This is a genomic window from Ectorhizobium quercum (assembly GCF_026552795.1).
In the GTDB taxonomy this organism is placed as follows: domain Bacteria; phylum Pseudomonadota; class Alphaproteobacteria; order Rhizobiales; family Rhizobiaceae; genus Ectorhizobium; species Ectorhizobium quercum.
In genome coordinates this window covers 229,592-256,479 of sequence record NZ_JANFPI010000007.1, presented here as the reverse complement: position 1 = coordinate 256,479, position 26,888 = coordinate 229,592, and the positions used below count along the sequence as shown (strand labels likewise).

The 26,888-nt window shown below is 66.0% G+C and carries 25 protein-coding genes; 9 read left to right on the top strand and 16 right to left on the bottom strand.

Going from position 1 to position 26,888, the window contains the following annotated elements; translation table 11 throughout:
* The first annotated feature begins 24 nt into the window (after nt 1-24).
* Complete coding sequence (locus NOF55_RS20095) at nt 25-1,143, top strand: CobW family GTP-binding protein (protein ID WP_306412897.1); 1,119 nt, start codon at nt 25-27, stop codon at nt 1,141-1,143.
* Nucleotides 1,140-1,466 carry a hypothetical protein gene (locus NOF55_RS20090; RefSeq protein WP_306412896.1) on the top strand — a complete coding sequence of 109 codons (327 nt, stop codon included), beginning with the start codon at nt 1,140-1,142 and terminating at the stop codon, nt 1,464-1,466. The genes NOF55_RS20095 and NOF55_RS20090 overlap by 4 nt, the downstream gene beginning before the upstream one ends.
* Before the next feature lie 447 nt (nt 1,467-1,913).
* Here the strand turns inward: NOF55_RS20090 and NOF55_RS20085 are convergent, their stop codons facing one another.
* From NOF55_RS20085 to NOF55_RS20040, 10 genes are all read right to left on the bottom strand, one after another.
* Entirely contained in the window at nt 1,914-4,376 is a 2,463-nt protein-coding gene (locus NOF55_RS20085; RefSeq protein ID WP_306412895.1) for a membrane-bound PQQ-dependent dehydrogenase, glucose/quinate/shikimate family, read from the bottom strand.
* Nucleotides 4,377-4,475: 99 nt separating this feature from the next.
* Nucleotides 4,476-5,672, bottom strand: coding sequence for an MFS transporter (locus tag NOF55_RS20080; protein ID WP_306412894.1), 1,197 nt, complete (start codon nt 5,670-5,672; stop codon nt 4,476-4,478).
* Between the two features lie 198 nt (nt 5,673-5,870).
* Complete coding sequence (locus NOF55_RS20075) at nt 5,871-7,061, bottom strand: MFS transporter (protein ID WP_306412893.1); 1,191 nt, start codon at nt 7,059-7,061, stop codon at nt 5,871-5,873.
* A 121-nt stretch (nt 7,062-7,182) separates the two neighbouring features.
* A complete protein-coding gene (locus NOF55_RS20070; protein WP_306412892.1) occupies nt 7,183-7,755 on the bottom strand; it encodes an NADPH-dependent FMN reductase in 573 nt (190 codons plus the stop codon).
* Nucleotides 7,756-8,067: 312 nt separating this feature from the next.
* Nucleotides 8,068-9,078 carry a DMT family transporter gene (locus NOF55_RS20065; protein ID WP_306412891.1) on the bottom strand — a complete coding sequence of 337 codons (1,011 nt, stop codon included), beginning with the start codon at nt 9,076-9,078 and terminating at the stop codon, nt 8,068-8,070.
* A 335-nt stretch (nt 9,079-9,413) separates the two neighbouring features.
* Nucleotides 9,414-10,355 carry an aldo/keto reductase gene (locus tag NOF55_RS20060; protein WP_306412890.1) on the bottom strand — a complete coding sequence of 314 codons (942 nt, stop codon included), beginning with the start codon at nt 10,353-10,355 and terminating at the stop codon, nt 9,414-9,416.
* A gap of 19 nt (nt 10,356-10,374) precedes the next feature.
* Nucleotides 10,375-11,085 (bottom strand): SDR family oxidoreductase, encoded by a 711-nt coding sequence (locus tag NOF55_RS20055; RefSeq protein ID WP_306412889.1) that lies wholly within the window; start codon nt 11,083-11,085, stop codon nt 10,375-10,377.
* 28 nt (nt 11,086-11,113) lie between these two features.
* Complete coding sequence (locus NOF55_RS20050) at nt 11,114-12,172, bottom strand: SDR family oxidoreductase (protein WP_306412888.1); 1,059 nt, start codon at nt 12,170-12,172, stop codon at nt 11,114-11,116.
* A gap of 11 nt (nt 12,173-12,183) precedes the next feature.
* Nucleotides 12,184-12,975, bottom strand: a complete 792-nt coding sequence (locus NOF55_RS20045) for an SDR family NAD(P)-dependent oxidoreductase (protein ID WP_306412887.1) — start codon at nt 12,973-12,975, stop codon at nt 12,184-12,186.
* A 9-nt stretch (nt 12,976-12,984) separates the two neighbouring features.
* Nucleotides 12,985-13,752, bottom strand: a complete 768-nt coding sequence (locus NOF55_RS20040) for an SDR family oxidoreductase (RefSeq protein ID WP_306412886.1) — start codon at nt 13,750-13,752, stop codon at nt 12,985-12,987.
* Nucleotides 13,753-13,849: 97 nt separating this feature from the next.
* Between NOF55_RS20040 and NOF55_RS20035 the strand changes: the two genes are divergently transcribed.
* The gene (locus NOF55_RS20035) at nt 13,850-14,728 is read left to right on the top strand and encodes a LysR family transcriptional regulator (RefSeq protein WP_306412885.1); all 879 of its coding nucleotides are present in this window, start codon (nt 13,850-13,852) and stop codon (nt 14,726-14,728) included.
* 151 nt (nt 14,729-14,879) lie between these two features.
* On the opposite strand, the gene NOF55_RS20030 is transcribed toward NOF55_RS20035, so the two are convergent.
* Genes NOF55_RS20030 through NOF55_RS20020 form a run of 3 tightly spaced genes read right to left on the bottom strand, consistent with a single transcriptional unit; the run spans nt 14,880 to nt 18,617 of the window.
* Complete coding sequence (locus NOF55_RS20030; RefSeq protein ID WP_306412884.1) at nt 14,880-16,091, bottom strand: c-type cytochrome; 1,212 nt, start codon at nt 16,089-16,091, stop codon at nt 14,880-14,882.
* Nucleotides 16,088-17,854, bottom strand: a complete 1,767-nt coding sequence (locus NOF55_RS20025) for a GMC family oxidoreductase (protein WP_306412883.1) — start codon at nt 17,852-17,854, stop codon at nt 16,088-16,090. Before NOF55_RS20025 ends, NOF55_RS20030 begins: the two co-directional genes overlap by 4 nt.
* Nucleotides 17,855-17,864: 10 nt before the next feature.
* Entirely contained in the window at nt 17,865-18,617 is a 753-nt protein-coding gene (locus NOF55_RS20020) for a gluconate 2-dehydrogenase subunit 3 family protein (RefSeq protein ID WP_306412882.1), read from the bottom strand.
* Between the two features lie 279 nt (nt 18,618-18,896).
* Between NOF55_RS20020 and NOF55_RS20015 the strand changes: the two genes are divergently transcribed.
* On the top strand, nt 18,897-19,142 hold the full coding sequence (locus tag NOF55_RS20015; RefSeq protein WP_306412881.1) for a hypothetical protein: 246 nt from the start codon (nt 18,897-18,899) through the stop codon (nt 19,140-19,142).
* Nucleotides 19,143-19,200: 58 nt separating this feature from the next.
* Nucleotides 19,201-19,779: a pyrimidine/purine nucleoside phosphorylase family protein gene (locus NOF55_RS20010; RefSeq protein ID WP_306412880.1), complete on the top strand. Its 579-nt coding sequence runs from the start codon at nt 19,201-19,203 to the stop codon at nt 19,777-19,779.
* Nucleotides 19,780-19,826: 47 nt separating this feature from the next.
* On the opposite strand, the gene NOF55_RS20005 is transcribed toward NOF55_RS20010, so the two are convergent.
* Together NOF55_RS20005 and NOF55_RS20000 are read right to left on the bottom strand one after the other, a co-directional pair.
* Complete coding sequence (locus tag NOF55_RS20005) at nt 19,827-20,984, bottom strand: ankyrin repeat domain-containing protein (protein WP_306412879.1); 1,158 nt, start codon at nt 20,982-20,984, stop codon at nt 19,827-19,829.
* Nucleotides 20,981-21,151 (bottom strand): hypothetical protein, encoded by a 171-nt coding sequence (locus NOF55_RS20000; protein ID WP_306412878.1) that lies wholly within the window; start codon nt 21,149-21,151, stop codon nt 20,981-20,983. The genes NOF55_RS20005 and NOF55_RS20000 overlap by 4 nt, the downstream gene beginning before the upstream one ends.
* Nucleotides 21,152-21,269: 118 nt before the next feature.
* Here NOF55_RS20000 and NOF55_RS19995 point away from each other — a divergent pair, with 118 nt between their 5' ends.
* Complete coding sequence (locus NOF55_RS19995; RefSeq protein ID WP_306412877.1) at nt 21,270-22,613, top strand: hypothetical protein; 1,344 nt, start codon at nt 21,270-21,272, stop codon at nt 22,611-22,613.
* Nucleotides 22,614-22,661: 48 nt separating this feature from the next.
* Here the strand turns inward: NOF55_RS19995 and NOF55_RS19990 are convergent, their stop codons facing one another.
* Nucleotides 22,662-23,852 carry a glycoside hydrolase family 5 protein gene (locus NOF55_RS19990; protein ID WP_306412876.1) on the bottom strand — a complete coding sequence of 397 codons (1,191 nt, stop codon included), beginning with the start codon at nt 23,850-23,852 and terminating at the stop codon, nt 22,662-22,664.
* A gap of 215 nt (nt 23,853-24,067) precedes the next feature.
* On the opposite strand from NOF55_RS19990, the gene NOF55_RS19985 reads away from it, so the two are divergent.
* The 3 genes from NOF55_RS19985 (at nt 24,068) to NOF55_RS19975 (ending at nt 26,863) form a co-directional block, all read left to right on the top strand.
* Entirely contained in the window at nt 24,068-25,165 is a 1,098-nt protein-coding gene (locus NOF55_RS19985) for a calcium:cation antiporter (protein ID WP_306412875.1), read from the top strand.
* A 124-nt stretch (nt 25,166-25,289) separates the two neighbouring features.
* The gene (locus tag NOF55_RS19980; protein ID WP_306412874.1) at nt 25,290-25,856 is read left to right on the top strand and encodes a cysteine hydrolase family protein; all 567 of its coding nucleotides are present in this window, start codon (nt 25,290-25,292) and stop codon (nt 25,854-25,856) included.
* Nucleotides 25,853-26,863, top strand: a complete 1,011-nt coding sequence (locus tag NOF55_RS19975) for a GlxA family transcriptional regulator (RefSeq protein ID WP_306412873.1) — start codon at nt 25,853-25,855, stop codon at nt 26,861-26,863. The genes NOF55_RS19980 and NOF55_RS19975 overlap by 4 nt, the downstream gene beginning before the upstream one ends.
* Nucleotides 26,864-26,888: the final 25 nt, after the last annotated feature.

Here is a 26,888-nt window from a genome sequence, read left to right as displayed (position 1 = left end):
CAGGCAGGAATCTGATCGGACAAGATGGGCAGGCTGTTGAAGCGACGCGAACCGGCACCCGAGGCGCCGGAGACCGCAACGAGACTCTACGACCCGGTGCCCGTGACGCTGCTGACCGGCTTTCTCGGCGCCGGCAAGACGACCTTGCTGAACGCGCTTCTTGCCGACCGGCGGTTTGCGGGCACCGCCGTCATCGTCAACGAATTCGGCACGGTCGCCGTCGACCACGATCTGGTGCGCGGCGGTCGCGAGACGTATTTCCGCACCACGACCGGCTGCATCTGCTGCACGGCGACGAGCGATATCCGCGTCTCGCTTCACGACCTGCACGAGGCGCGGCGCGCCGGCGATATCCCGCCCGTTTCCCGCGTAGTGATCGAAACCACCGGCCTTGCCGATCCGGCGCCGATCATCAACAGCATCATTCCGGGCGGCGCACCGGCATTCGGCCTGCGCGACCACGTCGTGGCGCGGCATTTCTACCTGAGCGGCGTCATCACCGCCTTCGATGCGGTCGCGGGCCGGTCGACCCTCGACACCCACATGGAAGGATGGAAGCAGCTTGCCTTCGCCGACCACGTCGTCCTGACCAAGACGGATATCACCGAAGAGCAGGTGCCGTGGGAGAGCGAACTGCATGGCCTGAACCCGGCCGCTGTTTTCCATGACAGGCATGCGCCCGGTTTCGACCTGTACCGACTGATCGGTGACCGGGCCTATTCCATCCAGGGCAAGGCGGAGGACGTGCCCGGCTGGCTTGCCATGCAGGCTTTGGGCGCGCATCCCCAGCACGCGCACGCTGCGGACCGCCACGGCAATGCGATCGAGGCGATCAGCCTCGACCACGACGTGCCGCTCGATCCGCATTCGGTGATGACCTTTCTGGAACTGGTCACGAGCAATACCGGCTCCGGCCTGCTGCGGCTGAAGGGAATTTTCGCCGTGACGGACGATGCGGACAGGCCCGTGGTCGCCCATGCCGTCCAGCACAGGCTCTATCCCCTTCAGCGGCTGGATCGCTGGCCGGATGGCGACCGCCGGACCCGCGTCGTTCTGATCGGGCAGGACATGCCTGTCCAGCCGATCCGCGACCTTTTCGAGGTGCTGGCACCGCGTGCGCTGCGCAGGCGGAGGTCGGCATGAGCGGAGGATTCTCCAATCTGCTGGCGCGGGGCACGTCGGGCGTCGTCGGCAAGGCGCGCGCCATCAAGCAGTGGACCCGCGTGCTGCTCGCCTTGCCCGAGGACGCCGTGGTTTCGGTGAACGAACTCGCCTGCCATCTGCCCGGCTGCCCGCCGAAGGAGACGGTGGTGCTGGTCATGCGCGATGGCGAAACCACGCAGGTCTCGATCCACAAGGCGATGCTGGACCTTGCGGAGGACGACATCGCCGATGCGTTTTCGGCGATCGGCCGCCCGCAGGGCTCATATGCGGCGGGCCGCTTCGGTGGTCCGGGGACAGGATAGGGCGCGGGGCGGACATGAGTGGAACAATGGCGCTTGAGATCGAGGGCCTGTGCATATGCTTTGGCAAGCGGCGGGTCGTCGGGCCTTTGAGGCCCAGCCGCATGTGCAGATGGCGCCGTTGCTCGGCGTCGGACCCGGGCGGCTGGCAACGCGCTATATCCTTCCCGCGGTCTTCGGACCCATGCTGCGCCACGCCACGCTGCGGTTGCCGGGCGCCGCGCTCGTGCTTCTCGCCGTTCTGGCGGTCTCGCTGCAAATCCGGAACGGACGCGCTGACGGGACAGCCGAATGCCGTTTTCGGGGAAGATCCTCTCTTTGCGGCGTAAAGAGGCTTTCAGGGATTTTTCTCTACCGGAACGCGGGTTGCAGGCCATGAGGGCCGCATGTCCGTCCAGCGCCGGTCACAGGAAAGGGGCCGCGACGGTCGTCGCGGCCCCGATGGCGTCCCTATTGTGCCGGCGCCTCAGGGAGCGCATAGGCAATCACGTAGTCGCCGCGATTGTCATTCGTCCCGGTCCGGGTGGCGCCGCCGGCCACGACGACGACGTACTGCTTGCCGTCCTTGCCGACGTAGCTCATCGGGGCGCCCTGGCCGCCGACGGGCAACCGTCCGCGCCACAGCTCCTCGCCCGTCGTACTGTCGAGCGCGCGGGTGTAGTAGTCGAGCGTTCCGTGGAAGAAGGTCAGGCCGCCCTTGGTGACGAGAGGCCCGCCCATCGTCGGCATTCCGAGCGGAATGTGGACGCCGGGAACGATGCCGTGCACGGGCGCATCCTCGATCGTTCCCATCGGCACCTGCCACCGGGTCTTGCCCGTGGAAAGGTCGATTGCGGTCATCGAGCCGAAGGGCGGCTTGAAGCAGGGAATGCCGAGCGGCGAGACGAACATCGACCGCTCCACGCCCCACGGGGTGCCGAGCTGTTCGGAGTATTCGCCCTCGGTCGACGGGGTCAGGCCGATCTCCCGGGCCACCTCCTGCTTGATGAAGTGGCCCCATTGCGCCATGCGGATGTCGTTGACGATCAGCGTGCCGGTCGAGGCGTCGATGGCGCCGCCGCCCCAGTTGAAGCCGCCGTAATAGCCGGGATAGATCAGGGTGCGCTGCTTGTCGGAGAGCGGCGTGAATTCGCCTTCCCAACGCATTTTCTTGAACTCGATCCGGCAATAGAGCTGGTCGAAGATCGTCGCGCCCCACATATCCGATTCCGTCAGCTTTTCGGCGCCGACCGAGATGGCCGAATAGGGCTGTGTCGGCGCGACCTTCATGTCGGGCATCGCATCGGTCGCCACCGGGCGCTGCTCGACCGGAACCACCGGCTCGCCGGTGCGGCGGTCGATCACGAAGACCTGGCCGCGCTTCGTCAGCTGGATCAGCACCGGCACCGTGGTTCCGTCCGCGCGCGGCAGATCGTAGAGGATCGGCTGGGCGGACACGTCATAGTCGAACTGATCGATATTGGCGGTGCGGAAATGCCAGCGTTCCCGGCCCGTCTTCACATCCACCGCGACGACCGCGTCGTTGTACTCGTCCGAGTAGGGATGGCGGTTGCCGGTCCAGAAGTCGGGCGTCTGGTTGCCGGTCGGGAAATAGGCCAGGCCGAGCGCCGGGTCATAGGCGGCCGTTCCCCAGAAATTCGGGGTTTCCGGCTTGTAGATCTCGCCGTCGACCAGCGGCGTGCTGTCGGCCGCACCGCGGGAGGGATCCCAGGCCCAGACCAGATTGCCGGTTCCCACGTCATAGCCGCGCACCACGCCGGAGGCCTCGCCCACGGTCAGGTTGTCGTTCAGCTTGCCGCCGATCATGATGATCCCTTCGGCCACCAGCGGGGCCGAGGTCAGGTAGTAGGACCCTTCAGCAGTCGGTCCGAGCCCCTTGAGCAGATCGACGAAGCCGCCATCGCCGAAGTCGGTGCACAATGCGCCGGTCCCGGCGTCCAGCGCGAAGACGCGTGCGTCCACGGTGGTGGTCATGATGCGCCGGTGGCAAACGGCGGCCGCCATGCCGGCCTGATCCGCCGCGGCGGGCGTATCTGTCGCGCCCGTGTCCGCGCTCGTGTCCGGAAGCGCAGCCGGCCCGGCCTGCCACGAGGGCGGCGGCGTCTGGTCCAGATCGACATAGGCGACGCCGCGGCAACGCTTCCAGCTCTCGTTGCCGGCGGTGTCCCTGACCTCCGGATCATAGCGCCAGCGCTCGGCGCCGGTGGTCGGATCCAGCGCGATCACGATGTTGGACGGCGTGCAAAGATACATCGTGTCGTCGATCTTGATCGGTGTGACCTGATATTCCTTGCCGTCGACGGCCAGGTCGCCGGTGCGATAGGTCCAGGCGACTTCCAGGTCCTTCACGTTCGAAGCGTTGATCTGGTCGAACTGCACGAAACGATTGCCGCCGAGGCTGCGTCCCCAGGCCGGCCAGTCCTGACCGCTTTCCTCGCCTGCCGAGGCGTGAACCACCGGCGCGGGTTGCGCGCTTTCGGCAACGATGGTCGGATGCGGCCGGAACATGCCGGCGAGGACCGCGGCCAGACCGAATGCGAGCACGACCGACAGCGCAGTGGCGGCCTTGCCGCCGAGCGCTGGGCGCCCGGAGGGGCGCAGGAGAAGCGGCGAGACGATTGCGGCCCCGAGAGCGATGACGAGGAATGTCACCACCCGCGGCACGAGTTGCCAGAAGTCGATGCCGACTTCCCAGAACGCCCAGGCCGTGCTGACGGCAAAAAGTGCGAGCGCGATCCAGAGCGCGGACGCGCGCCTGCGGAACACGAGATATCCGGTCGCGGCCATGACCAGACCGGCGATCAGATAGAACCAGGAACCGCCGAGCGTCACGAGCCATACCCCGCCCGCTGCCAGACCCAGCCCCAGTAAAGCGACGACGATTCCAAGACCGCCGAGTATCCACGACACCATTTTTTTCATTCCTTCACACTACACTTTCCTATCCGGCCGATGGCCGGCTGCCGTCTCAATTCCGTTTCTTGCGCCATACCGGACCCTTGCCGATGCGGGTTATCCCCGTTCCGTTGCGGAATAGGCGAGCGCCGCCACGGGCAGGCCAAATCCGATCCAGGAGGCGAGCGTCCATCCGCCCTGCGCGTAGGCCCAGCCTCCGGCCGCCGATCCGATGGCGCCGCCGAGGAAGAACGTCGCCATGTACAGGCCGTTGAGGCGGCTGCGCAGCTCCGCGCCGAGGACGAAGATCGCGCGCTGGCCGAGCGTCAGGTTCGCCGCCACGCCGAAGTCGAGAAGGATCGCCGCAACGACGAGCAGGACGAGCGCTGCGGTCGAGCCGGACGGCGCAAGATGCGTCAGCAGGAACGCGCCGGCCACCATGACCATCGCCACCGCCGTCGCGGAGCGCATCCAGCCGCGATCGGCGAGCCGGCCTGCGATTGGCGATGCCACCGCGCCGGCCACGCCCGCCAGCGCAAAGAGCGCGATGCCGCCTTGCGACAGGCCGAATTCCGGGCCGGTCAGCAAAAGCGGCGTCGTGGTCCAGAACAGGCTGAAGGCGGCGAACAGGCAGGCATGATAGATCGCGCGCCGTTGCAGGACCGGCGTCGTGGCGGCGAGCCGCGCCATAGAGGCAAGCAGTTCGCGGTAGCGCAGCTTCGAGGCCGGCAGGCGGGGCGGCAGCGCACGGCGGAGAACCAGCGCGATCGCACCCATTGCAACGATCGAAAGCAGGAAGACGGCGCGCCACGACGCCAGTTCAGCGATGAAGCTGGCAACCGGCCGTGCCAGCATGATGCCGAGCAGCAGGCCGCTCATGACATTGCCGACCACTCGCCCGCGAATGGCTTCCGGCGCCAGATGCGCGGCATAGGGCACGAGTACCTGAACGGCGACCGAGCCCAGCCCGATGAGAAGGGAGGCGAGGAGGAAGGGCAGGGCATGCGGCGACAGGGCCGCGCCGACGAGGCCGATCGTGGCAATGCCGATCAGGACCAGCGTCAGGCGGCGGTTCTCCACCAGATCCCCGAGCGGCACGATCAGCAGCAGGCCGGTGCCATAGCCGATTTGCGTCAGGGTCACGATCAGTCCCGCGGCATGCGGCGACAGGCCGAGCGCCTCGCTGATCGGGCCGGCCAGCGGCTGGGCGTAATAGATGTTGGCGACGATCAGCCCGCACGCCGAGGCGAGCAGGAAAATCAGCCGCGAGGAAACGGCATCGGTGCCGGATGAGGAAGCGACCGGGATCGTCATGGCCGCCGCCGGGACCGGGCCGGGGTATTGGGCCCGCGTCGCAAAGACCCGGGGGGCTTCAAACCGCCGTCATCGTCGATCGTTTGCTGCACCATGGCGGGTGCTCCTCCTCTCATCTCTTCCGCCCCATTCTGCCGGCGATCGGCTGCCGCGTCTTCCGGGAAAAGACAGACCGGCAACCGGGATCGCCGGATACCGTCATTCGGCACCGGTCATCGCTTCGGCGCCCTCCCGCCCGGGAACCTGCTGCGGACTGAAGGCGGCAAGGATCGCAAGGCCGAGCGCGGCAAAGGAGAGCAGGGCCCCGGCGAGGATCGGCGCGGTCAACCCGAGCCCGACGGCGATGGTCGCGCCGCCGGCCCCGGCCCCGATGGCGTTGCCGAGGTTGAACATGCCGATATTGACCGAGGCCGCCAGCGTCGGGGCGCCCGCCGCCCTGGCCCTGTCCATGACCAGCTTCTGGATGGGCGAAACGGTCGCGAATCCGAAGGCCGCCATCAGGAAGACGGCTGCCGCCGTCACGACCCGGCTTTCCGCGAAGATCCAGAACACGACGAGGACCAGGCCCTGGGCGGCCAGTGTCAGGAACAGGGTGCCGAACAGGCTGCGATCCGCGAAGCGGCCGCCCAGCCAGTTGCCGATCACCAGCCCGAGGCCGAACAGCAGCATCAGGAAGGCCACTCCGCCGTCGCCGTAGCCGGCGGCTTCCGTGGCCATCGGCGCGATATAGGTGATGACGGTGAAGAACGCCGCCGGGCCGAGGACGGTAATCCCCATGACCAGAAGCACCCTGGGATCGGCAAAGGCGCGCAGTTCCTGCCGGACGGGCGCGGCTTGTCCCGCGCCGATCGGGGGCACCCAGCGGGCGACCGCGACGATCACGACGACGCCGATCCCCGCAATCACCCAGAACACGGCGCGCCAGCCCGCCACCTGCGCCAGCCAGGTTCCGGCCGGCACACCGACCAGGTTGGCCACGGTCAGGCCGGTGAACATGAAGGCGATGGCGCTCGCCCTGCGGTGCGGGGCGACAAGCGAGGCGGCGATGATCGAGCCGATGCCGAAGAAGGCGCCGTGATTGAACGACGTGATCACGCGTCCGACCAGGGCCACCGGCAGTGTCGGGGCCAGCGCGGTCAGAAGATTGCCGGCGGTGAAAATCATCGCCAGGCCGATGAGCATCCTCTTGCGCGGAACGCGGGCGCCCAGAATGGTCAGAAGCGGCGCGCCGACGAAGACGCCGAGCGCATAGGCCGTCGCCATGTGACCCGCCTGGGGAATGCCGACGCCGAGGCTGCCGGCGATCTGCGGAAGGATGCCGGCGATGACGAACTCGGTCATGCCGATGCCGAATGCGCCGATGGCAAGAGCCCAGAGTGCTGCGGGCATGCGTATGTCCTCGTTGTTGGTATGTCCGATCGCGGCGGAGGGTGCTGTGCCGGCACGCGAGACCGGCCTCCGGTGCCGGGCGGCCGGCGTCAGGAAGCGTCGTGCGCCGGGATCGACCGGCTTAATCGGTTTTCGCGGGGACGGTCTTCGTGCGGGCGATCCAGTCGGCGAAGGCGCCGGCGAAGGTGCCGAGGAACGTCCGGGTGTTGTCGTTCGCCAGCTTGTCGCTCTCGTCGAACAGCGTGCCGACGTTCGACAGGTAGACTTCCGGCTGCTGCAAGACCGGCATGTTCAGGAACACGAAGGACTGGCGCAGGTGGTGATTGGCGCCGAAGCCGCCGAGCAGTCCCTGCGAGATCGAGACGACTGCCGCCGGCTTGCCGTCCCAGACGCTCCGGCCATAGGGCCGGGACCCGACGTCCAGCGCGTTCTTGAGCGCGGCCGGAACCGAGCGGTTGTATTCGGGCGTGACGAACAGGACGGCATCCGCCTTGCTGATTTCGCCGCGCAGGCGCAGCCAGGACGCTGGCGGCGCCTCTCCGTCGAGATCGGGATTGTAGAGCGGGAGATCGCCAATCGCGCTCTCCTGCAATTCGAGACCGGGAGCGCCGAGTTCGCCAATGGCCCGGCCGACCGCCCGGCTGAAGGAACCGTTGCGCAGGCTGCCGATCAAAAGTGCGACTTTCGCCGTCATGTTTTCTCCAATTGTTGTTCACCCGCTTCGCGCGATGGGCTGGCGGGCTGCGGTACTGGTGGCGGGCCCGATCCGGGCAATGGAGCTGATTGCATCGACTCGGATATCATTTTCACCGGATGCAATAATCACCTAATAACGCAAGGCAGAATTCATACGGAATGAAGGATGGATCGGTCGACCCCCGGGGGGGTGCGGCGGCGATGAAATCCGTCCGGCGCAGCGAACGGCGCCGGACGCGATGGCGGGGCGGATCCCCGCGGGAAGGGACTGGGTGTTTTCGAGCGTGGCTCCGGGCGGTTCCGTGTCCGCTTAAGAATGCGCCTCCTCGGGTGCGGGCTCCGGCTCCGGTTCGTCCGGTGTCAGGGCAAGTGCCGCATGGTGATGACTGACCGCGACCGGCGGCGGCAGCGACGTGCCGCGCTGGCGCTCGCGGATCAGGGTGAGCAGGCCGGAGGCGACGATGAGGACGATCCCGGCAAGCGTCGGCGTGTCGATGGCGTCGCCGAAAACCAGATAGCCGAGCAGGATCGCCCAGACCATCTGGCTGTACTGGGTCGGGCCGATATAGGCCGCCGGCGCATGCTGGGCCGCGGACATGAGCAGCAGGTTGGCGCCGGCCGCCAGCAGTCCGTAGCTGGCGAGCATCGCCCATTCGGCCGAGGTCGGCGGCTCGAAGGAGGGGATCATCACCGCGCCGCTGATGACGATGCCGCCGAGGATTCCGGCGCCGAAGAGGGAAACCTTCTTCTCCTCGGCATCGGCGGCGCGGAAGGTGATGACGGACACGGCGCCTCCGAGGCCGGCGAAGATCGCGCCGAGATGACCGATCGAGAGTTCGCGGAAGCCCGGTCTCAGCACGATCAGCACGCCGATGAACCCGACGACGACGGCGCCCCAGCGCTTGACGCCGACCTTTTCCTTGAGGAACAGCACCGACATCACGGTGACGAAGGCCGGTTGCAGGAAGATCAGGCAGAATGCCTCGGCCATCGGCAGGTGGGTGAAGGCCGTGACGCTGCCGATGACGCCCATCGGATAGGAAACGAAGCGCAGGAGCCAGAGCGGCCGGTTCCGCGTCGCGAAAATATCCGTCCAGCGGTCGCCCGGCCGCATCAGGAACGGCAGGACGCAGAGTGCGAAGACAGCGCCGAAAAAGGCGGACTCATAGGGCGGCAGCGCGCCCTCGATCAGTTTGACGCTGGCGTCGCTGAAACAGAAGGCGGCGAAGGAGGCAAAGCCGAGCAGCACGCCCCTTGTGGTCTGGTCGGAGCCCTGGTCTTCCACGGGGGCCGGGGCCGGCTTGACGGGATCGTTCGACATGACGCGGCTCACCTCGTCCCGGTCTGTTCGGGAGCGTCGAGGAGCGGGGTATCGGCCCAAGCCCGGCCGGGCACCGGCCGCGGTGCGGCAGGTTCCCTTACGGCGAGGCGGATGGAGCGGGCGAAAGCCCCCTTTCGGAGGCGACCGGGGAGGACGGCGACGTGGGCAGGCACGATGGATTCCTTCGGGAGTTGATCATGGGTAAACGGTCCTCCTCCCGTTTCGGCGATCCTTAGAGCATTTCATCCTTTCATGGAAACGACGAAATGCTCTAACCATTTGTTTTTGCACAATTGCGAACGGAAAACCGCTTCACAGTTTTCCTTCGAATTGCTCTAGGCGCTTGCGGCATCGAGCGCGGCGATATCCTCCGCGGTCAGCGCCAGCCCCGAGGCCTTCGCGAAGCCCTCGACATGAGCGATCTTGGTGGCGCTGGCGATGGGGGCGGTGACGCCCTCGCGGGCGATCAGCCAGGCCAGCGCGACCTCGGCCGGCGTGGCCGCATGGCGCGCCGAGACCTCGTCCAGCGCCTTGAGGATCGCCGTGCCGCGCGGGGTCAGGTACTTGCCGATGCCGCCGCCGCGCTGCGACTGTCCGAGATCGGCCTCGGACCGGTATTTGCCGGTCAGGAAGCCCGAGGCGAGGCTGTAATAGGTGACGACGCCAAGCCCCTCGCGGATCGAAAGATCGCGCAGCGCTCCGTCGAAGGACGAGCGGTCGTAGAGATTATATTCCGGTTGCAGGACCTCGTAGGCGGGGAGGTTTTCGTCCTTCGAAACCTTCAGCGCTTCACCGAGTTGGCCGGCATCGAAGTTCGAGGCGCCGATATGGGCGATCTTTCCGGCTTCCAGCAGCTTCGCATAAGTTTCCAACGTCTCCGCCGGCGGCGTCAGGGGATCGAACTCGTGCGAGAAATAAAGGTCGATCCGGTCGATCCCGAGCCTGGCCAGCGAAGCGTCGACGGACTTCTCGATCCATTCTCGCGAAAGCCCCCGTTCGACGTGATAGCCGACCTTGGTGAAGATCGTCACCCTGTCGCGCATGCCCGGCCGCGCCTTCAGCCAGTTGCCGATGATGGTCTCGGACTCGCCGCCCTTGTTGCCCGGCGCCCAGGCGGAGTAGATGTCGGCCGTGTCGATGGCGTCGAAGCCGTGATCGACGAAGGCGTCGAGGACGGCGAAGCTCTGCTTCTCGTCGATCGTCCAGCCGAAGACGTTGCCGCCCAGCACCAGCGGGGCGATGGAGAGGCCGGTGTTGCCGAGTGCGCGCTTTTCCATTGTTCTTCCTTTCGTCGGGTCAGGCGATGGCGCCGCCGCCGTCGACATAGACGGTGGAGCCGGTGATATAGGGGTTGGCGATGAAGGCCATGATCTGCACGGCGATATGCTCCGGCGTTCCGACCAGTCCCGCCGGCAGGCGTGCGGCCGCTCCGTCGTACATGGATTTGCGGGCGGCGGTGTCAAGCCCGTCATACAGTTCGGTCGCGACGAGCCCCGGCGAAACGCAGTTGACGCGCACGGGCGCGAACTCGAGCGCAAGGCCGCGCGTCAGCCCTTCGACTGCGGCATTGATCGCGCCCTGAATGGCCGCGCCCTTCCTGGGCCGGATCGACAGGAAGCCGGAGACCAGCGTCAGCGAGCCACCCTCCGCAATCTTCGCGGCGCGGGCGATGCGGTAGGCGCCCCAGAATTTCGAGTTCATCGACTGGTAGGCGTCGACGAGCGGCAGTTCGCGCACGGCGGCCACCTTGGTCTTCGACGCCGAAACGACGATGTGGTCGAAGGCGTTCCGGCCGGCGAAGAAGGCCTCGACGCCGGGCTCGTCGGTCGTGTCGAGCACCTGGCCTTCGGCGCCGGCACCCAGCCGGGCGACGGCCGCCTCCACCTTTTGCTTCGAACGGGAGGCGATCGTCACGGACGCGCCGGCCTCGAGTGCGGCCTGCGCCGCGCCGAAGCCGATGCCGGAACTGCCGCCGACCACAAGGACGGTCTTGCCGGTTAGGTTCATGGGGTCGTTCTCCTCTTGCCTGCTTCTGTCACGGGATGACCTTGCGAGCGCGGAACTCGTCGAAAAGCCGCAGGAACATCGCTTCGGAATCGACGACATCCTGGAAACCCGCCTGGCGGATCTTCGTCGTCGAGCAGATCACGTCCCAGTCGCAGTTGAAGATGAAATCGCCGAAGCTCCAGGACGCGACCGTCTCGAAAGGCACCGGAACGAGACCGTGCTTTGCGACGATCCTGTCCCAGAGCGGCCCCTTGTCGGCCATCATCTTCGCCAGCGGGATGGGCATGGGCGGCGCCAGCTCCATGTCGAAATGGCGCGCGAAAGCCTCCCACAGCCGGTTCCAGCGGAAGATATCGCCATTGGTGAGATTGTAGGCCTCGCCGCCGGGGGCCTGGCTCGCGGCCCATTCGGAACCGGCGGCGAGCTGGGCGGCGTCCGTCACCTGCGCCAGCCGTCCGTAGCATTCCGCCGTGCCGGGAAAGCGCAGCGGCAGGCCGAGTTCCTTCGAGATCGCGGCATAGACGGCGATGACCATAGACAGGTTCATCGGATTGCCGATGGCGAAGCCGCAGACGACATCGGGCCTCAGCGCCACCATGTCCCACGGCCGGCCTTCGGCCTTCTGCCGCAGCCAGTCCTCCTGATCGTAATAGAACATCGGCGGCATCTGGCGCGGATCGTCTTCCTTCGCCGGCGTCACGAAGGCGCCGAGATGGGCGCCGTAATATTTGCCGCCCTCGTAGAGCACGACCCGCTTCAGCGCCGGCGAGGCCGTATCCGCCGCCTCGATGAGGTTGCGCAGCATGGCGAGGTTGATGTCGACCAGCCAGGACGGATCGGCATGTTCCTGATAGGCGGCATGAAAGACATGGGTGACGTCCGACAGGCCGGAAAGCGCGGCCTGCGTCGCCTCCGCGTCGAGAAGGTCGACGGACAGGAAGGTCGCGGGCGTTTCGAAATCCGGCTTTCGCCGCGAGATCGCCGTTACCCGCCAGTCCGGGCGGCTCGCCAGATAGTCGACGAGGTTGCGGCCGATGACGCCGAGGCCTCCGGCGACGAGGGCGTGTTTGCGTGTTTCGCTGATCATATGGATTTTCCTCACAGGCTGTCGATGACGCCGCCATCGACGCGCAGGGCCGCGCCGCTTGTGGCCGAGGCCTGGTCAGAGCAGGTGTAGACGACCATGTTGGCGACCTCTTCGACGCTCGCCGCGCGGCGGATGACCGAGGACGGGCGATTGGCGAGCACGAAGTCGCGCGCGGCATCTTCGAGGGACTTGCCGCTCGCTTTGGCCTCGTCCTCCAGCATGGCGGCCATCCCGTCCGAAAGGGTCGGTCCCGGCAGCACGGAGTTCACCGTCACGCCGGTTCCCGCCATGCGCTTGGCAAGACCGCGCGCGATCGACACCGCCGCCGTCTTGGTGAAGCCGTAATGGATCATGTCGGCGGGAATGTTGAAGGCGGATTCCGAGGAGATGAAGACGACGCGGCCCCAGCCGTTCTTCTCCATTCCCGGAAGATAGAGCCGCGCCAGCCGCACGCCGGACAGCACGTTGACTTCGAAATAGCGCCGCCATTCCGCGTCGGGGGTCTCGAAAAAGTCCTGCGGGCCGTAGATGCCGAGATTGTTGACGAGGATGTCGCAGGCCGGATGCGCATGCACGAGGTCGGTCGCCCCGGCTTCGGTGGAGAGATCGGCCGCCAGTCCCGTCACCTTCGCGTCCGGCACCGCCGCCTTTACAGCGGCCACCGCGCGGTCCACCGCCTCCCGGTGGCGTCCGTTCACCACGACATGCGCGCCGCTGGCGGCAAGGCCCTTCGCGATGGCGAGGCCGATGCCCGCGGTGGAACCCGAAACGATGGCGGTCTTTCCCGATAGATCGATCAGCATGTTTTCCTCTCAAGCAATGCGCCCGCCGCCATCGACATGGACGACCGAGCCTGTCATGAAGCCGTTCTCCATCAGAGAGATGGCGGCATGGGCGATATCCTCGACGGTGCCGATCCGGCCGGCGGGAAGTTCCGCCGCCACCCGGTCGTGGAAGGCCTTGCGTTCCGCCTTCCCCATACCGGACCAGAGTGGCGTATCGATGACGCCGGGCGAGATGACATTGACCCGGCGCGGCCTGAGTTCGAGCGCCAGACCCATCGCCAGGCTTTCCAGCGCCAGGTTCAGCGCCCCGACGACGGCGGAGCCTGCCGATGGCCGGTATCCCGCCAGACCGGACACGAAGATCAGGCTGCCGGTTGCGACGAGATGCGTCGCCGCCGCCCGGGCGATGTTGACCGGTCCCCAGAACCTGGAGGCCAGCATCCGGTTGATCTCGTCCTCGCTCAGATCGACCAGCGGCTTGAATGTCAGATCCCCGGCGGTGGTCACGATGTGGTCGAAGGGGCCTTCCGCGGCGACCGCCCCGGTCACGGCGTCCTGGTCCGACAGGTCGATCGCATGGGTGGCGATCGCCTTGTCCCGCAAGGTGGCCGCGACGCCGTCCAGCTTCGCCCGGCTGCGTCCGGCAAGGGCGACATGCGCCCCGCGTGCCGCAGCCAGCCGGGCGATGGCCGCCCCCATGCCCGATCCGCCGCCGGCAACGAAGAGCTTCTTGCCGATCAGGGCACCGAGACCGTCACCGCCGCGCGTCGCGGGACAGAAAGAGGATTCGGTCATTGCCGCTCCGATTATCGATTGTACCGACCTGGATATCATTTTCATTTGGAACAATAATCACCTAACATCGAAAGGCAGAATTCAGTCTGGATTAACGATGGATCAGCTCAGCCTCCTGCGGCTTCTCGTGGCGATTGCCGACCACGGCAGTCTTGCCGCCGCCTCCCGCGCCCTGTCTCTCTCGCCCTCGGCCGTCACGCTCGGCTTGCAGCGCCTCGAGGAACAGGTGGGCGCGATCCTCGTCGTGCGCACCACGCGGCGGTTGTCGTTCACGCCGGAGGGCGAGCATTTCCTGACGGACTGCCGGCGCATCCTGGCCGAAGTGCAGGAGGCGATCGATTCCGTCGCCGACCGCGGGCGGCTGCGTGGCGAGATCCGGGTGACGGCCACGAACGATTTCGGGCGCAACAGCCTGGCGCCGGTCATCGACGGGTTCATGCGGGTTCACCGCGAGGTCCGGTTCGCGCTGCTGCTGAGCGATTCCGTGATGGATCTGGCCGAAGGCGGTTTCGACGTCGCCCTGCGCATGGGACAGCTCGGCGCCTCGCGGGCGGACCAGCGCCTGCTGATCCGCGGGACGCGGCAGATCTGCGCCTCGCCCGGCTATTGGGAGCAGGCGGGCAAGCCTCGCCATCCGCGGGATCTGCAAGGCCACAACTGCATGGTGCTGGCGCGACCCGACGCTCCGCAGTCGAGCTGGCACTTTCAGGACAAGGGCCGCGAGTTCAGCGTCCGCGTATCGGGCGACCGCACCGCCAACGAAGGGGCGACGCTGCGCCACTGGGCGATCGCCGGCGCCGGTGTCGTCCTCAAGTCCAGCATCGACATCAGGGCCGACGTCGCCGCCGGAAGGCTCGTCCCCGTGCTGGAGGAATACGAACTGGCCGAGCACAATCTCTACGCCGTCGTGGCCTCGGGACGACGGGTTTCAAGACGCGTCACCGCGTTTGTCGACTATCTCGCGCAAAATCTCTAGGGTCGGGAAAAGTGCGAAGCGGGTTTCGTTCGCAACTGCGCAAAAACAAAGAGCCGGAGCATTGCAGCGTTTTCCTGAACCGCTGCAATGCTCCGGAACGCCCGCGCGCCGATGCGGATTTCACGTCCGGCGGCCAGGCCGCGCGTGTTCCTTACTTGCCGCGAACGTCGCCAATCGCATCGGGCGCCACCGGCGGCGCGGCGTTGCCCCAGCTGTTGCGGATATAGGTCAGCACGTCGGCGATCTGCTGGTCGTTCAGGCGCCATGCGAGCGAGGGCATGGCGGGCGTGGTCGGCGCTCCGGCGGTGCCGACGCCCTGGCTGCCGGCAAGCACCAGATGCGCCAGGGTCTCGGCGCTCGGCTGCTGCACGATGGCATTGCCGGCCAGCGCCGGGAAGAGCTGGCGGGCGCCCTTGCCGTCCATCCCGTGGCAGGCCGAGCAGGTGTCGTGATAGATTGCCGCGCCGGCAATCATCCGCCGGTCGGCGGCCCCGACCGGCGCCGGCTTCGATGCGGCCTCCGGCGACAGGCTTTTCAGGTAGACGGCAATCGCCTTCAGATCGGCGTCTGTCATCTTCGAGGTCGAATCCGCGATGGCTTCCGTCATCGGCCCGGAGGCGACGGTGTGGGCATTCGTGCCGGTCTTCAGATATTGCACCAGCTCCTCCTCGCTCCAGCTGCCGATGCCGATATGCGGATTGCCGGTGATGTTAGGCGCATACCAACCTTGCAGCGAAGCCCCTTGCAGGAATTCGCCGTCCTTGTCGGCGCCGAGAAAGCTCTTCGGCGAATGGCAGGTGCCGCAATGGCCCGGCCCCTGGACGATATAGGCACCGCGGTTCCACTCCGCCGACTGGTTCGGATCGGGTTCGAAGGCGCCTTCCGTGAAGTTGAGCATGTTCCAGCCGAGCATCAGGAGCCGGATGTTGAAGGGGAACGGCAACTGGTTGGCGACGACCTCGTTCGACACCGGCTCGATCGTCGTCAGATAGTCCCAGAGATCGGAAATGTCCTTCTCCGGCATCTTGGTATAGGCGGTGTAGGGCATGGCGGGATAAAGACGGGTGCCGTCATGGCCGATGCCGGTCTTCATCATGCGGATGAAGTCGTCCTTCGACCAGTTGCCGATGCCGGTTTCCCTGTCGGGGGTGATGTTCGGCGGCACCAGCGTTCCGAACGGCGTTTGCAGAGGTTCGCCGCCGGCGAAGGGCTGGCCGCCGGCCTTCGTGTGGCAGGCGACGCAATCGCCGAGGATGGCCTGGTAGCGGCCGTTGATGATCCTGTCGGCCTGATCGGCCGCACCGGCGGCGGCGGACGAGGCGAGGAAGGCGCCGAGCGCCAGGAGGGGAGCGATCTTTCTCATGCCGACACCAGGGGAACACCGGGGTTGCGCAGATACTGGTTGCGGATCGCGTCGGCTGCGAGGAAGGCGAGCGCCCCGACCGTGCCCGTCGGGTTCTTTCCCGCATTGTGCGCGAAGGCCGACGCACCGATCACGAAGACGTTGGGAACGTCCCAGCTTTGCAGATAGCGGTTGACCACGCTGGTGCTCGGATCGGCGCCCATCACGGCGCCGCCGGTATTGTGCGTGCTCTGGTAGGGCACCGAATCCCAGCTCTTGTTGCGCCGGGCGATGGTGTATTCGCGTCCGCCGAGCGTTCGGGCGATCTCCTCCATCCGGTCCGAGACCCAGTTCGACATGCGGATGTCGTTGTCGGGAAAATCGAAGGTCATCCGCATCAGCGGCCGTCCGTAGCGGTCCTTGTAGGTCGGGTCGAGGTCGAGATAGTTGGTGCGGACCGGGTAGCTCGAGCCCTGCGAGCTGAAGCTCAGCGTGCTCTTGTAGGCCTGCCGGGTCGCCTCCTTCCATCCCGCGCCCCAGCGCGGGGCGCCGGGCGGCATGGGCCGCGTGGAAATCGGGCGGCCGTTCGTCGGAATACAGTTCACGCCGGCGCCGCCGACGAAATCGAGCGGTCCGTGATCGAAGGCGTCGCCGTTGAAGTCGTCCACCGTCTGGCCGAGCGAGCCAGCCGCGACGAAGGGGTTGAAATTCTTGTCGTCGAAGAAGACCGAGGCTCCGGCATTGGTCTGGTAGCAGTAGTTCCGGCCGACGGTTCCCTCGCCCGTGTCGGGATCGTAGATCTCGCCGATGCCCGACAGCATCAGCATGCGCACATTGTGAAGCGCATAGGCGCAGACGAGGACGAGATCGGCCGGCTGGAAGAATTCCTCGCCGGACGTATCGACATAGGTGACGCCCCGCGCCATCCGGCCCGAGCGGTCGAGATCGACGTGCAGCACTTCGCTGTCCGTCCGCACCTCGAAATTCTTCTTCTTCATGAGAACCGGCATGATGGTGGTCTGGGCGCTGGCCTTCGAATAATTGGCGCAGCCGAAGCGCTCGCAGAAACCGCAGAAGGTGCATTGGCCCATCGCGATGCCGAGCGGATTGATATAATCCTTCGACAGGTTGGCGGAAGGCGCGGGGAACGGATGCATCCCCAGGGAGCGCGTGGCCTCGGCAAAGAGCGTCGGCGCGTAGGTCATTTCCATCGGCGGCAGCGGATAGTCGCGGGCGCGCGGATCCTCGAACGGGTTGCCGCCCTCCTGGATCTGTCCCGCGATATTGCCCGCCTTGCCCGAAATGCCGGCGAGATACTCGAAGCGGTCGTAGAAGACCTCCATCTCGGCGGCGGTGACGCCCCAGTCCTGCAATTGCAGGTCGGCGGCCTTCTGCGCGCCGTAACGCTCGGTGAGCTTCGTCCGGATCTGGAAATCGGAATCCCAGAAGCGCCATGTCTGGCCGTTCCAGTGGACGCCGGCGCCACCGACGCCGTTGCCGAGCAGGAACGAGCCGAAATCGCGCATCGGCAGCGCCGTCTGCGAGGGATCGTTGCGCACCGTCATCGTCTCGACGACCGGTTGCAGGAACAGGTCGCGGCGGATGCCGTAGCGCAATTCGTCCTGGGCGTAGCCGATGTTGAAGTCGGTCGCCGTGTCGCGCCAGGGTCCGCGCTCGATGGCAAGCACGTCCAGACCTTCCTCGGTCAGTTCATGGGCGAGGATGGAGCCGCTCCAGCCGAGGCCGATGATCACCACATCCTTGCGGGGAAGAATTCTCGTCATCGTCCCGACCTCACTGTGCGAGCCATTCGGGCGCGCCGGCAATCGACACCGGCGGCCGCGGATAGGGCTGATTGTGTTTGCTGACATGGTCGCGATAATCGTATCGCGCACCGGGAAAGCCGAGCATGCGCCAGGAGACCATGTCCCTGTTGCCGCCATAGACGGGATCGGCGAAGAAGCCTTCCATCGTATTGTTGAGGATCAGGGTGAAGAGCCCCTTGCCGTCGATATTGTGTGGAAGCGCGATCCTGCCGGCCTCCAGATCGGTCAGGAAGGTGTCCTGCTGCTCCGGGGAAAGCGCCGTGAAGGGCGTGCCGCCGTTCTGCATCAGATAGGCCTTGATCGCGTCGAGCCCGCTGCGATAGCGCGCCGCCGGCACCGCCTCGCCCTGATAGCCCTGCGTCGGCAGGCCGGGCAGGAAGGGCCCCTGGGTGTAGAGCCGGCTGGAATTGCCGAAGGGTCCGGCAAGCTGCCGGTCGATATAGACCGCGCAGCCGGCCTCCTTGCCGCCGATGGTGATGTCGTCGGGGGGAATGAGGCGGTCGACGATGGCTTCGACGGTCGCGGCTTCCTCGGCCGTGAAGAAATGCCAGCCGCCCGGCGTCACCTGGACCGGCGGATCGGCCGCATAGGATGTCCAGGGCAGAATTCCGCCCCGGAAGCTGCGGGCCAGCACCGGTCCGGCGGTGCCGGCGAGAATGGTGAAAGCGACGGATGAGAGGAATGTGCGCCTGGACAGGCGCGGGGGACAGTGCTGACCCATGAAACCCTCCGGAACAGGTCGATAACGCAGAACGGAGAAAATGCAGCATTAACCTGATGAAATCAGACAAGTTTTTAAAATTTGTCCATACCAATAAGCTTAGGGCCGGATTGCGATAAAACAACCCTTCGCCCGGAAATGAGGTCGGGAGGGGAGACGCGCAAAATCGCAGGGAGATGGCCGGAAATGGCGGATGATTGCCATTCTGATTGCTTTTTATGCGTTTTTCCGCTGATCTGCGAACCGCTCCGGAATGAAGAGACGGCATAAGGATACAGCATGTGGCGCAGGCAGGACTGGACCTTTTCCAGCATCGTGGCTCTGGCTTTCGGCCTCTCGACCGCATGGTTCTGGTGGTGGTTGATCATGTATGAGGGCGTGTGGGCCTACATGATCTTTGCATGGATACCGGCCGTTCCGGCGCTTGTCTTCGGTTTCCATGCGGTGAAGAATCACGGCAGCGGAGTCGGGGCAATCGCGATGCTGCTCGCCCTTTCGCCGCTGGCGACATCCATGATTGTCTGAGCGATGACCCGGAAAGCGTCTTCGACGGTGCGGTGAGCAGGACGAGGGATAAAGCTCCATGACAGACCTGTCGACGCAAGGCACCTTCCAGCAACGGATCGGCTGGAGCCCGCGCCGGTCGTCCGGTATCGCACCGCTTCCCGCCAGCCGTCGCCGTTTTAGCTGCAATCCAGCCGCGAGGATGATTTCAAAGGCTGGCACGTTCATACCCCCTCTCATCGCCGCGACGGTCATGGTGATCGCCTGCGGCAGCGGACCGGCCGGCGCAGGGGCGGGGTGGGTCGGCGAATGGCAATCCGGCCCGGAGAAGGCGATCGCCATATCCGCCGGCCCGCAGCCGGGCGGGCTTCTGATCGAGGGCAATGCGACATTCGGCACGACCGATCCCGAAAGGACAAGCCGCGGATCGGTCAATACCGGCAGTTTCTCGGTGGTCTGGCCGGGCGTGCGGGAAGACGACCGGCAGATCGCCTTCACGATCGCCGACGACCGGGCCATCGACTACGCGAGCGGCGAGACCTACGATTGCAGGCTGCGGCTGACGTTGGGGGGAGGGCACCTCGACGTCGAGGACAATAACCAGTGCGGCGGCTTCAACGTTACCTTCACCGGGCGGTATGCCCGAACGGAGCCGTGAAGGCGAAACATGCTCTGAATCCGGCAAACGGCACCGGGCGTCGAATGCTATCCGCCCACACGGACGCATCCCTCCGTCCGCCGGTCATAGGCCGGCCTGTCGGGTTCCTGTCGAAGCGTGTTCAATGCGGCGGTGCGATCCGCCGACAGCCGCGAGGCATCGGCGCCGGCCGAAAGCAGCATCGTCGTGACGTCCTTCCGGCCTGTCCGCACGGCTTCGTCGAGAAAGCTCGGCTCGTCGCGGAAAGGCGCATCGATATCCGCCCCGTTCGCCACCAGCATGCGGGCGAAGTCCAGCGACCGCGGCACGCCGGTTTCCTCCATGAAGCGGAAAAGCGCCCCGGTTGCCGCTTGCAGATCGGCCTTGCCGACCGGGACGGGCCGTTCTTCCAACAGCCATCCGCCGACATGCATCGCCGCACCGCCGGCGGCGGCCACCAGCAGGTGCCGCTCGCCGGTCCCGCCCTGCTCGCGGGTGTTCAGGGGCACGCCCGCGGCTGAAAGGAACCGGACGAAATCCAACCGGTCCAGTTCGGCCGCGGTGCGCAGCGCTTCGCTTCTGGCCGCCTCGTCGCTGACCGGCAGCAGGAGCCGCGCCATCTCCTCGTCCTCGCGCGCCACGGCGACGCTCAGGGCCATCAGCAGCGGCAGATAGGATCCCTCGCAGGTGCGCAGGCTCATTTGCGCGCCGTACCAGTTCCCTCGTCCGACGACCGCTCCCTGTCCGATCAGATGCCGTGCTGCGTTGCGGGCTCCGTAATCGGCGGCGGCGAGCAGGTCGTCGCCGGCTCTCGTCCTTGCCGTGCAACGCTCGCCGCACCCGGCCTGAGCGGTCAACAGCGCCGGAAGGTCGTCGCTGGCAATGGCATCGAGAATGGCGCCGCGCTGGGCGCTTGCCACGTTTTCCGCGCGCGTCTCCCACAACTCGCTGGCTGCCCAGCCGGCAAAGAGCAGCGCCGGCAGGGCCTGGACCGCAAGGAGGGCGCCGAGCCAGCGCGGCCGGTAGCCGGACCCCCAGATGACGGTATTGAGCAGGCAGGAGAGGCAGTTTCCCGCCCCCAGCAGCAATATCCCGAGCGCGAGACCGAGCCCCGGGAAGAAGCCGCCTTGCGCCCGGCTGGCGATGAGTGCGACGCCCATGACCACGCTGCCGGCAAGGATGAGCAGCGAAAGGGGCAGAAGGAGCGATTGAACCACTGTTCTCATGCGACTGAACCCGGGTTGGTAACGGGAAACGACGGAACATTTCCGGCAAACGTGCCGAAGGCGGCTTTGCGGCGGGGAAAACCTTCCTTCGCGAAGCCATTTTCGGCCATCCTGTCCTGCCTGATATTGGCCGGTTGCGCCAACTGCAATATTCTTTTCGTCTCCATGCCGCTTCGGTGACGGTTGCCGTTGCCCGGGCTGAAAACGCATGGGGCCGGGGCATGGGCCGAAGCGCCCGAATCCGGTTGCGGGAAACGGAAGTCCAGACGGAGCGCAATTGAATCCATGTCCAGATCGTCTCCTTCGCTTTTTCGGCAGGCGGTGCGCCTTCTTCTTGCGGCCGGTGCGTTCTCCTTCTTATGTTTCGCCGCCTTTGCGGAGGAGGACAAGCTTCCCCTCGTCCTCACGCCGGAACCCGGCATCTCCGCGCGGGTCGAAAAGCGCGGAGGGGATTATGTTCTGGTGCAGCCGGACGGCCGGCGCCTGACGCTCATGACGCAGGAGGACATCGATGCACAGGGCACGTCGCCCTTCTTCGACGAGGAGGATTATGATTACGACGGCCACCCGGATCTCGCCGTCGGCCTGCCTGCCGGCATGGTCGATATCGGCTATGGCCTTTACCTCTACGATTCCGGGTCGAAGTCCTATGCGATGTTCGACGTGCCGGATGCGGTTGCGGACCGGCAGAACTGCGGCGGCTTCTGGAGCATCGAGCGCCTTCCCGAGCGCAAGGCCATCTACAGCACCTGCCGCGGCGGGGCGCGCTGGCACCATGACGTGCTGCGGATCGAGCCGGACCGGTCGGTCTGGATCGTCGAGCAATCGCGGGTGCCGGAAGATGCGGTCGACTGGCCCTATTTCAGCAAGCCCATGCGGTCCGTTTCCTATGACCGGCGAGGCAATATCCTGTCGGAAGACGTCATTTCGCCCGAAGAAAGGGAAGAAGTATGGGATGTGCCGGTGGAGCGGCTTGCGCTCTATTCGGCCCCGCAGGAGACGGCGAGGACCCGAGCCTATCTGATCAGGGGCGATGTCGCCATCATCCTGGCCTTCAGGGGCGACGACTGGATGAAGATTGCCTACAACGGCAGGAAGGACAGGATCGAGCGCTGGGTCTCGCTGAAGGATGCCTACGATCTTGCCGCACGCTACGATCCGCAGCAGCCACCTCCCGCGCCGCTGGCGCTGTCGGCGGCCGACTATAGTGGAAACACCGAGGACCCGGATTACTACCGTAACCTCTTCACGCTCTCCCTCGACAACCGGGGGCAGGGGGATATCCGTATCGGCCACGGGGAAATCCATCTGATCTTCACCGGGCCTGACGGCAAAAGCGTCCCGCACAAGCTCTACGACATCGGCGATTTCACCCTGACGCCGGGGCAAAGCCGCCTGCTGGACGACAATGTGATTGAAAAGCATGGCGAGACCCACGTCATCTTTCACGGCTCCAGCGCCGGCGACGGCTATGTCCCGTTCTTCCCGCCGGGCCTTGCGCCCGGCCGCTACACGGTCCGGCCGGTCCTCACCGATCCGGACCTGTCCGGCCCGCTCTATGCAAAGGAAGAAATCCCGATCGACTATCCGCCGCGGCTGCGCGCCGATCTCGTCAAGGCGGCACCATGATTGCATCTGCCAAGCGTATCGGGTTTCCCGGCCGGATACACCTGCCGTTCAGTTCCGCATCCGCTGCTTCAGAAGCTGCATGAGATCGCCGTTGCGGGGCAGCCTGTCGCTCCTGCCCTGTTCCGTGAGCCAGTAGAACCGGCCGGGCTTGAGGCTTGCCGGCAGCTCGTAGTCCATGCCGTCCCAGACATCCTCGCGGAAGGAATAGAAGGCCCAGTGGCCGCCACGCGCATCGACCGCATCCATGACGTCTTCGAGATAGGCGCGGCAATCCGCCCACAGGCGCATGCAGCCGAACTCGGCGGCGACCACCCGGTTGGACGCGAGCCCCTGCGCCTTCGCCCAGTCGAACGCCGTGTCGATATGGGCGGTGACGGCCGCGCGGTCCCAGGCGAGATCGCCGCCTGCGTAGCGGGTCGTCACGCCCGGATAGCGGAAGGGTTCCTTGCGCGTCATGTTCGGTGCGCTCGTCGCGGCGTAGGGCTCGTACATATGGAAGGCGTAGAGCACCCGGTCGTCAGAAAGGCGTGCCGGCCAGGCGGCGAGCGAGCGCGGATTGGCGTAGTAGCCGCTGTCGACCATGACGGGCGTGAGCGGATCGACCGCGCGGATCGCCGCGATGATCCGTTCGTAAAGCGCCGGCAGGTCGCGCGGGCCGCCCGCCTGCTTTTCCTGCCATGCCTTGAGGTCGTCCATCGCGGCGTTTTCCGCAAGGCCGGTGGTCTTTTCGGGAGCGGGCTCGTTGAGAAGATTGTAGGCGGCGATCGCCGGATGATCCTTCAGGGCTGCGGAAAGGTCCGCCCAGAAACGCACCGCCTGATCGGAGAAGGCGGGATCGGACCACAGGCGGTCGTCGAACGCGCCGCCGTTCTGCTGCACCCAGCGCGCGCCCGGCAGGCTGAGCGGCGCGACGACCACCTTGAGACCCGCAGCTTCGGCGGCATCCAGAACCTTGCGCAGCGTCGCCAGATCCTGCGCCTTCAGGCCGTCGTAACGGTCGGCGTTTCCGATCAGAAAGTCGCGACCCTCGCCCTTCCACTTGCTGAAAGTCAGGCGAACCCATGTCGCGCCGGTGTCGGCCAGCGCCCTGAAATAGGCCTCGTCCGGCGGCGTCTCGTTGAAGCTGTTTCCGCCTTTTTGCGGACTGTCCCAGAAGGTGATGAGATCGGCGGCCGTGGCCGGCCGAACGGTCGAGCATGCCAGAAGAAAACCGAGGCACAGAAAACGAAAAGCCGTCATGTAAAACACCATCCCGACGATGAATTGCGCGGCACCTTCTCATCGTCTTTTCGGGCTTTCTTATGTCACGCGCGGGGGAGGCACCGTATCGGCCGATGCGGCACGTCCGGGATTTCCCGGCTGCGAAGTCGTCGGGGCCATTGCGCCGGAAGGCGATTATCTGCCATCACAGGGCGACCGCTGACATTCGCTTCCCGCATCTAGGACCCGCGACATTGAACCGCCACACGCTGACCGAAATCGGCTTGCCAGCCGGCACCTTGTTGATCGCGGTGCTTGCCACTTTCGCACCGTTTCCCGCCGCGCTTCCCGCCACGTTCGAACATGGCCTGGACTTTGCCGCCATCGTCCTGATCTTCGCGACGGTCTTCGTGGTGCTGCGCCATGCCGAAACCGTCGCGCACCATGTCGGGGAACCGTTCGGCACGCTGGTCCTGACGCTGGCCGTCACGGCCATCGAGGCATCCGTCATCATTTCCCTGATGCTGGACGGCTCCGAAAAGCCGACGCTGGCACGGGAATCGGTATTCTCCACCGTGATGATCATATGCGCGGGCGTCGTCGGCGCCTGCCTGACCCTCGGGGGATGGCGGCACGTTCGACAGGACCTGAAGCGGCAGGGGACGAGCGCATTCCTCTCCATGCTGATCGCCCTGGCCGGCTTCACGCTCGTGCTGCCGAATTTTACGCTGACCGGCCGCCCGGGCGAGTTCTCCCACGTGCAACTGGCATTCATCGCCACGCTGGCCTTCCTCCTTTACGTCGTCTTCGTGATCGCGCAGACGAGACGCTACAGGGGCGATTTCGTCGAGGATCTCCGCCATGAGACAATGGTCCATCCGGCGTTGCCGGAACGCAGCCTGCCGGCCAGCCTCGTTCTGCTGGTGGCGGGGCTCGCCGGCATCGTGATGCTGACCGAGATCGTCGCCCACAGCGTCGAGGAGAGCCTCATCCGCTGGCAGATCGAGCACACCGAGGCGATCATCGGCGCCTTCATCGCGACGCTCGTCCTGATGCCGGAATCGATCTCCGCGGTGAAGGCGGCGCTCAGGAACGAATTGCAGCGGGGCCTGAACATCGCGCTGGGCTCGGCCTGCGCCACGATCGGCCTCACGGTTCCGCTCGTGGCCGTCGCGAGCCTGATATCGGGAAGAGAGCTGGACCTCGGGCTGGTTCCCGGCGACATCGCCCTTCTGACGATAGCGCTGGCGACCTGCATGGTCAGCTTCAGCACGGGGCGAACGACCCTCCTGACCGGGCTGGTCCATCTGGTCATCTTCTTCGCCTATCTGCTTCTCATCGCCGTGCCCTGAAAGATCGCGAAGCTTTCGATGGGAACGATGGCACGATATGTCCGGTCTTCGTCCTGCCGGTGTATTTCCTGCCGTCAGTGCAAGGGTCTAACATGGGCTCATGTCAACACACAGGAGTTCTCCGATGTCCGCTTCCAAGACCGCGCTGATCGTCATCGATGTGCAGGAATCCTTTCGCCATCGCGACTACTGGAACGAGGCGGCCCTGCCGGCCTTCGTCGAGCGGCAGCAGGCTCTCGTCGACGGGGCGAAAGCCGCCGGCATTCCCGTGGTCCAGATCTTTCACGTCGACGAGAGCGGCGTCTTTTCCGAGGCCTCGGGTTTCGTCGCGACGCTGGCGCCGCTCGACATCCGGCCGGACGCCGTCTTCCGCAAGCGCCGTCACAGCGCCCTGGTGGGATCGGGCCTCGACGTTTGGCTGACGAGCAACGGCATTCGACGGGTCGTCATATCCGGAATCCGCACCGAGCAATGCTGTGAAACCACGGCCCGGCATGCGTCGGACCTTGGTTACGATGTCGATTATGTCGGGGAGGCGACGCTGACCTTCCCGATGACGGATGCGGCCGGCCGCGAATGGAGCGCGGCGGAAATCCGGGCGCGCACGGAACTGGTGCTGGCCGGACGTTTCGCCCGCATCGCCACCGTGGAGGAAGCGCTTGCCGGGCGGCAGGAGAAGGCCGCCGCATGACGGATGCGACGCAGCCCCTCGACATCGCCGTCTATGTCGTCGTGCCGCCATGCGTGCTGCTGCTTGACGTGGCCGGGCCGGTCGAGGTGCTGCGCAAGGCCAATCTCGAACAGGACCGGGTTCGCTTCGCCGTTCGCTATATCGGGCCGTCCTCGACGGCGGGAAGCTCCATCGGCCTGGCCATCGCCGGCATCGAGCCCCTGCCGGAGCGCCTGCCGGACGGGGCCATCGTCGTCGTTTCCGGCAGCACGGAGACCCCGCTCGGCGGCGATCCGGCCGCGAGGGCCGGTGATTTCGCGCTGAATGCGCTCATCGTCGAATGGCTGAGGACGGCGATCCGGCCCGGCATCCGGCTCGTCTCGATCTGCTCGGGCGCCCTGCTGGCCGCCCGTGCGGGATTGCTCGACGGGTACGACTGCACGACCCACCATGCCTGTACGGAAGACCTTGCCGAACTCGCCCCCGCCGCGCGGGTGCGTGAAAACCGGCTCTATGTCGAGGACGGCGAGCGGCTGACCAGCGCCGGCATCACCGCCGGCATCGACCTGATGCTGCATATCGTGGCGCAGACTGCCGGCCACACCTGCGCGCTCGCCGTGGCGCGCTATCTCGTCGTCTATCTGCGGCGCGGCGGATCGGACCCGCAGCTTTCGCCCTGGCTCGAGGGGCGAAACCACATCCACCCGGCCGTTCACCGTGTGCAGGATGCCGTCGCCGCCGATCCGGCGCGGCAATGGTCCGTCGCCGCGCTGGCAAGGCTTGCCGGCGCCAGCCCGCGCAATCTGTCGCGCATCTTCAACGAGCATGCCGGCATGAGCGTGAGCGATTATGTCAACCGCATGCGCGCGGCGCTGGCGCGCGAAATCCTCACCGGCTCCCGCGTCGATCTGGAAACCGTGGCGACGCGGGCCGGGTTTGCCTCGACAAGGCAGTTGCGGCGGGTCTGGAACCGCCTGCACGATCAGCCGCCCAGCCGAATGCGCGGACCCTTCCCGCCCACCGCCTGATCCGGCGGCCACCCGTGTTGCCGCC

What these genes read in the sequence shown, in the direction of transcription:
- NOF55_RS20045 (WP_306412887.1), bottom strand. Translation starts at nt 12,975, where the DNA reads ATGCTGATCGATCTATCGGGAAAGACCGCCATCGTTTCGGGTTCCACC.
- NOF55_RS20090 (WP_306412896.1), top strand. Translation starts at nt 1,140, where the DNA reads ATGAGCGGAGGATTCTCCAATCTGCTGGCGCGGGGCACGTCGGGCGTC.
- NOF55_RS20015 (WP_306412881.1), top strand. Translation starts at nt 18,897, where the DNA reads ATGTGGCGCAGGCAGGACTGGACCTTTTCCAGCATCGTGGCTCTGGCT.
- NOF55_RS19975 (WP_306412873.1), top strand. Translation starts at nt 25,853, where the DNA reads ATGACGGATGCGACGCAGCCCCTCGACATCGCCGTCTATGTCGTCGTG.
- NOF55_RS19980 (WP_306412874.1), top strand. Translation starts at nt 25,290, where the DNA reads ATGTCCGCTTCCAAGACCGCGCTGATCGTCATCGATGTGCAGGAATCC.
- NOF55_RS20020 (WP_306412882.1), bottom strand. Translation starts at nt 18,617, where the DNA reads ATGGGTCAGCACTGTCCCCCGCGCCTGTCCAGGCGCACATTCCTCTCA.
- NOF55_RS20065 (WP_306412891.1), bottom strand. Translation starts at nt 9,078, where the DNA reads ATGTCGAACGATCCCGTCAAGCCGGCCCCGGCCCCCGTGGAAGACCAG.
- NOF55_RS20035 (WP_306412885.1), top strand. Translation starts at nt 13,850, where the DNA reads ATGGATCAGCTCAGCCTCCTGCGGCTTCTCGTGGCGATTGCCGACCAC.
- NOF55_RS20075 (WP_306412893.1), bottom strand. Translation starts at nt 7,061, where the DNA reads ATGCCCGCAGCACTCTGGGCTCTTGCCATCGGCGCATTCGGCATCGGC.
- NOF55_RS20030 (WP_306412884.1), bottom strand. Translation starts at nt 16,091, where the DNA reads ATGAGAAAGATCGCTCCCCTCCTGGCGCTCGGCGCCTTCCTCGCCTCG.
- NOF55_RS20005 (WP_306412879.1), bottom strand. Translation starts at nt 20,984, where the DNA reads ATGAGAACAGTGGTTCAATCGCTCCTTCTGCCCCTTTCGCTGCTCATC.
- NOF55_RS20085 (WP_306412895.1), bottom strand. Translation starts at nt 4,376, where the DNA reads ATGGTGTCGTGGATACTCGGCGGTCTTGGAATCGTCGTCGCTTTACTG.
- NOF55_RS20050 (WP_306412888.1), bottom strand. Translation starts at nt 12,172, where the DNA reads ATGATCAGCGAAACACGCAAACACGCCCTCGTCGCCGGAGGCCTCGGC.
- NOF55_RS20080 (WP_306412894.1), bottom strand. Translation starts at nt 5,672, where the DNA reads ATGACGATCCCGGTCGCTTCCTCATCCGGCACCGATGCCGTTTCCTCG.
- NOF55_RS20055 (WP_306412889.1), bottom strand. Translation starts at nt 11,085, where the DNA reads ATGAACCTAACCGGCAAGACCGTCCTTGTGGTCGGCGGCAGTTCCGGC.
- NOF55_RS19995 (WP_306412877.1), top strand. Translation starts at nt 21,270, where the DNA reads ATGTCCAGATCGTCTCCTTCGCTTTTTCGGCAGGCGGTGCGCCTTCTT.
- NOF55_RS19990 (WP_306412876.1), bottom strand. Translation starts at nt 23,852, where the DNA reads ATGACGGCTTTTCGTTTTCTGTGCCTCGGTTTTCTTCTGGCATGCTCG.
- NOF55_RS20000 (WP_306412878.1), bottom strand. Translation starts at nt 21,151, where the DNA reads ATGGAGACGAAAAGAATATTGCAGTTGGCGCAACCGGCCAATATCAGG.
- NOF55_RS20060 (WP_306412890.1), bottom strand. Translation starts at nt 10,355, where the DNA reads ATGGAAAAGCGCGCACTCGGCAACACCGGCCTCTCCATCGCCCCGCTG.
- NOF55_RS20025 (WP_306412883.1), bottom strand. Translation starts at nt 17,854, where the DNA reads ATGACGAGAATTCTTCCCCGCAAGGATGTGGTGATCATCGGCCTCGGC.
- NOF55_RS20040 (WP_306412886.1), bottom strand. Translation starts at nt 13,752, where the DNA reads ATGACCGAATCCTCTTTCTGTCCCGCGACGCGCGGCGGTGACGGTCTC.
- NOF55_RS20010 (WP_306412880.1), top strand. Translation starts at nt 19,201, where the DNA reads ATGACAGACCTGTCGACGCAAGGCACCTTCCAGCAACGGATCGGCTGG.
- NOF55_RS20070 (WP_306412892.1), bottom strand. Translation starts at nt 7,755, where the DNA reads ATGACGGCGAAAGTCGCACTTTTGATCGGCAGCCTGCGCAACGGTTCC.
- NOF55_RS20095 (WP_306412897.1), top strand. Translation starts at nt 25, where the DNA reads ATGGGCAGGCTGTTGAAGCGACGCGAACCGGCACCCGAGGCGCCGGAG.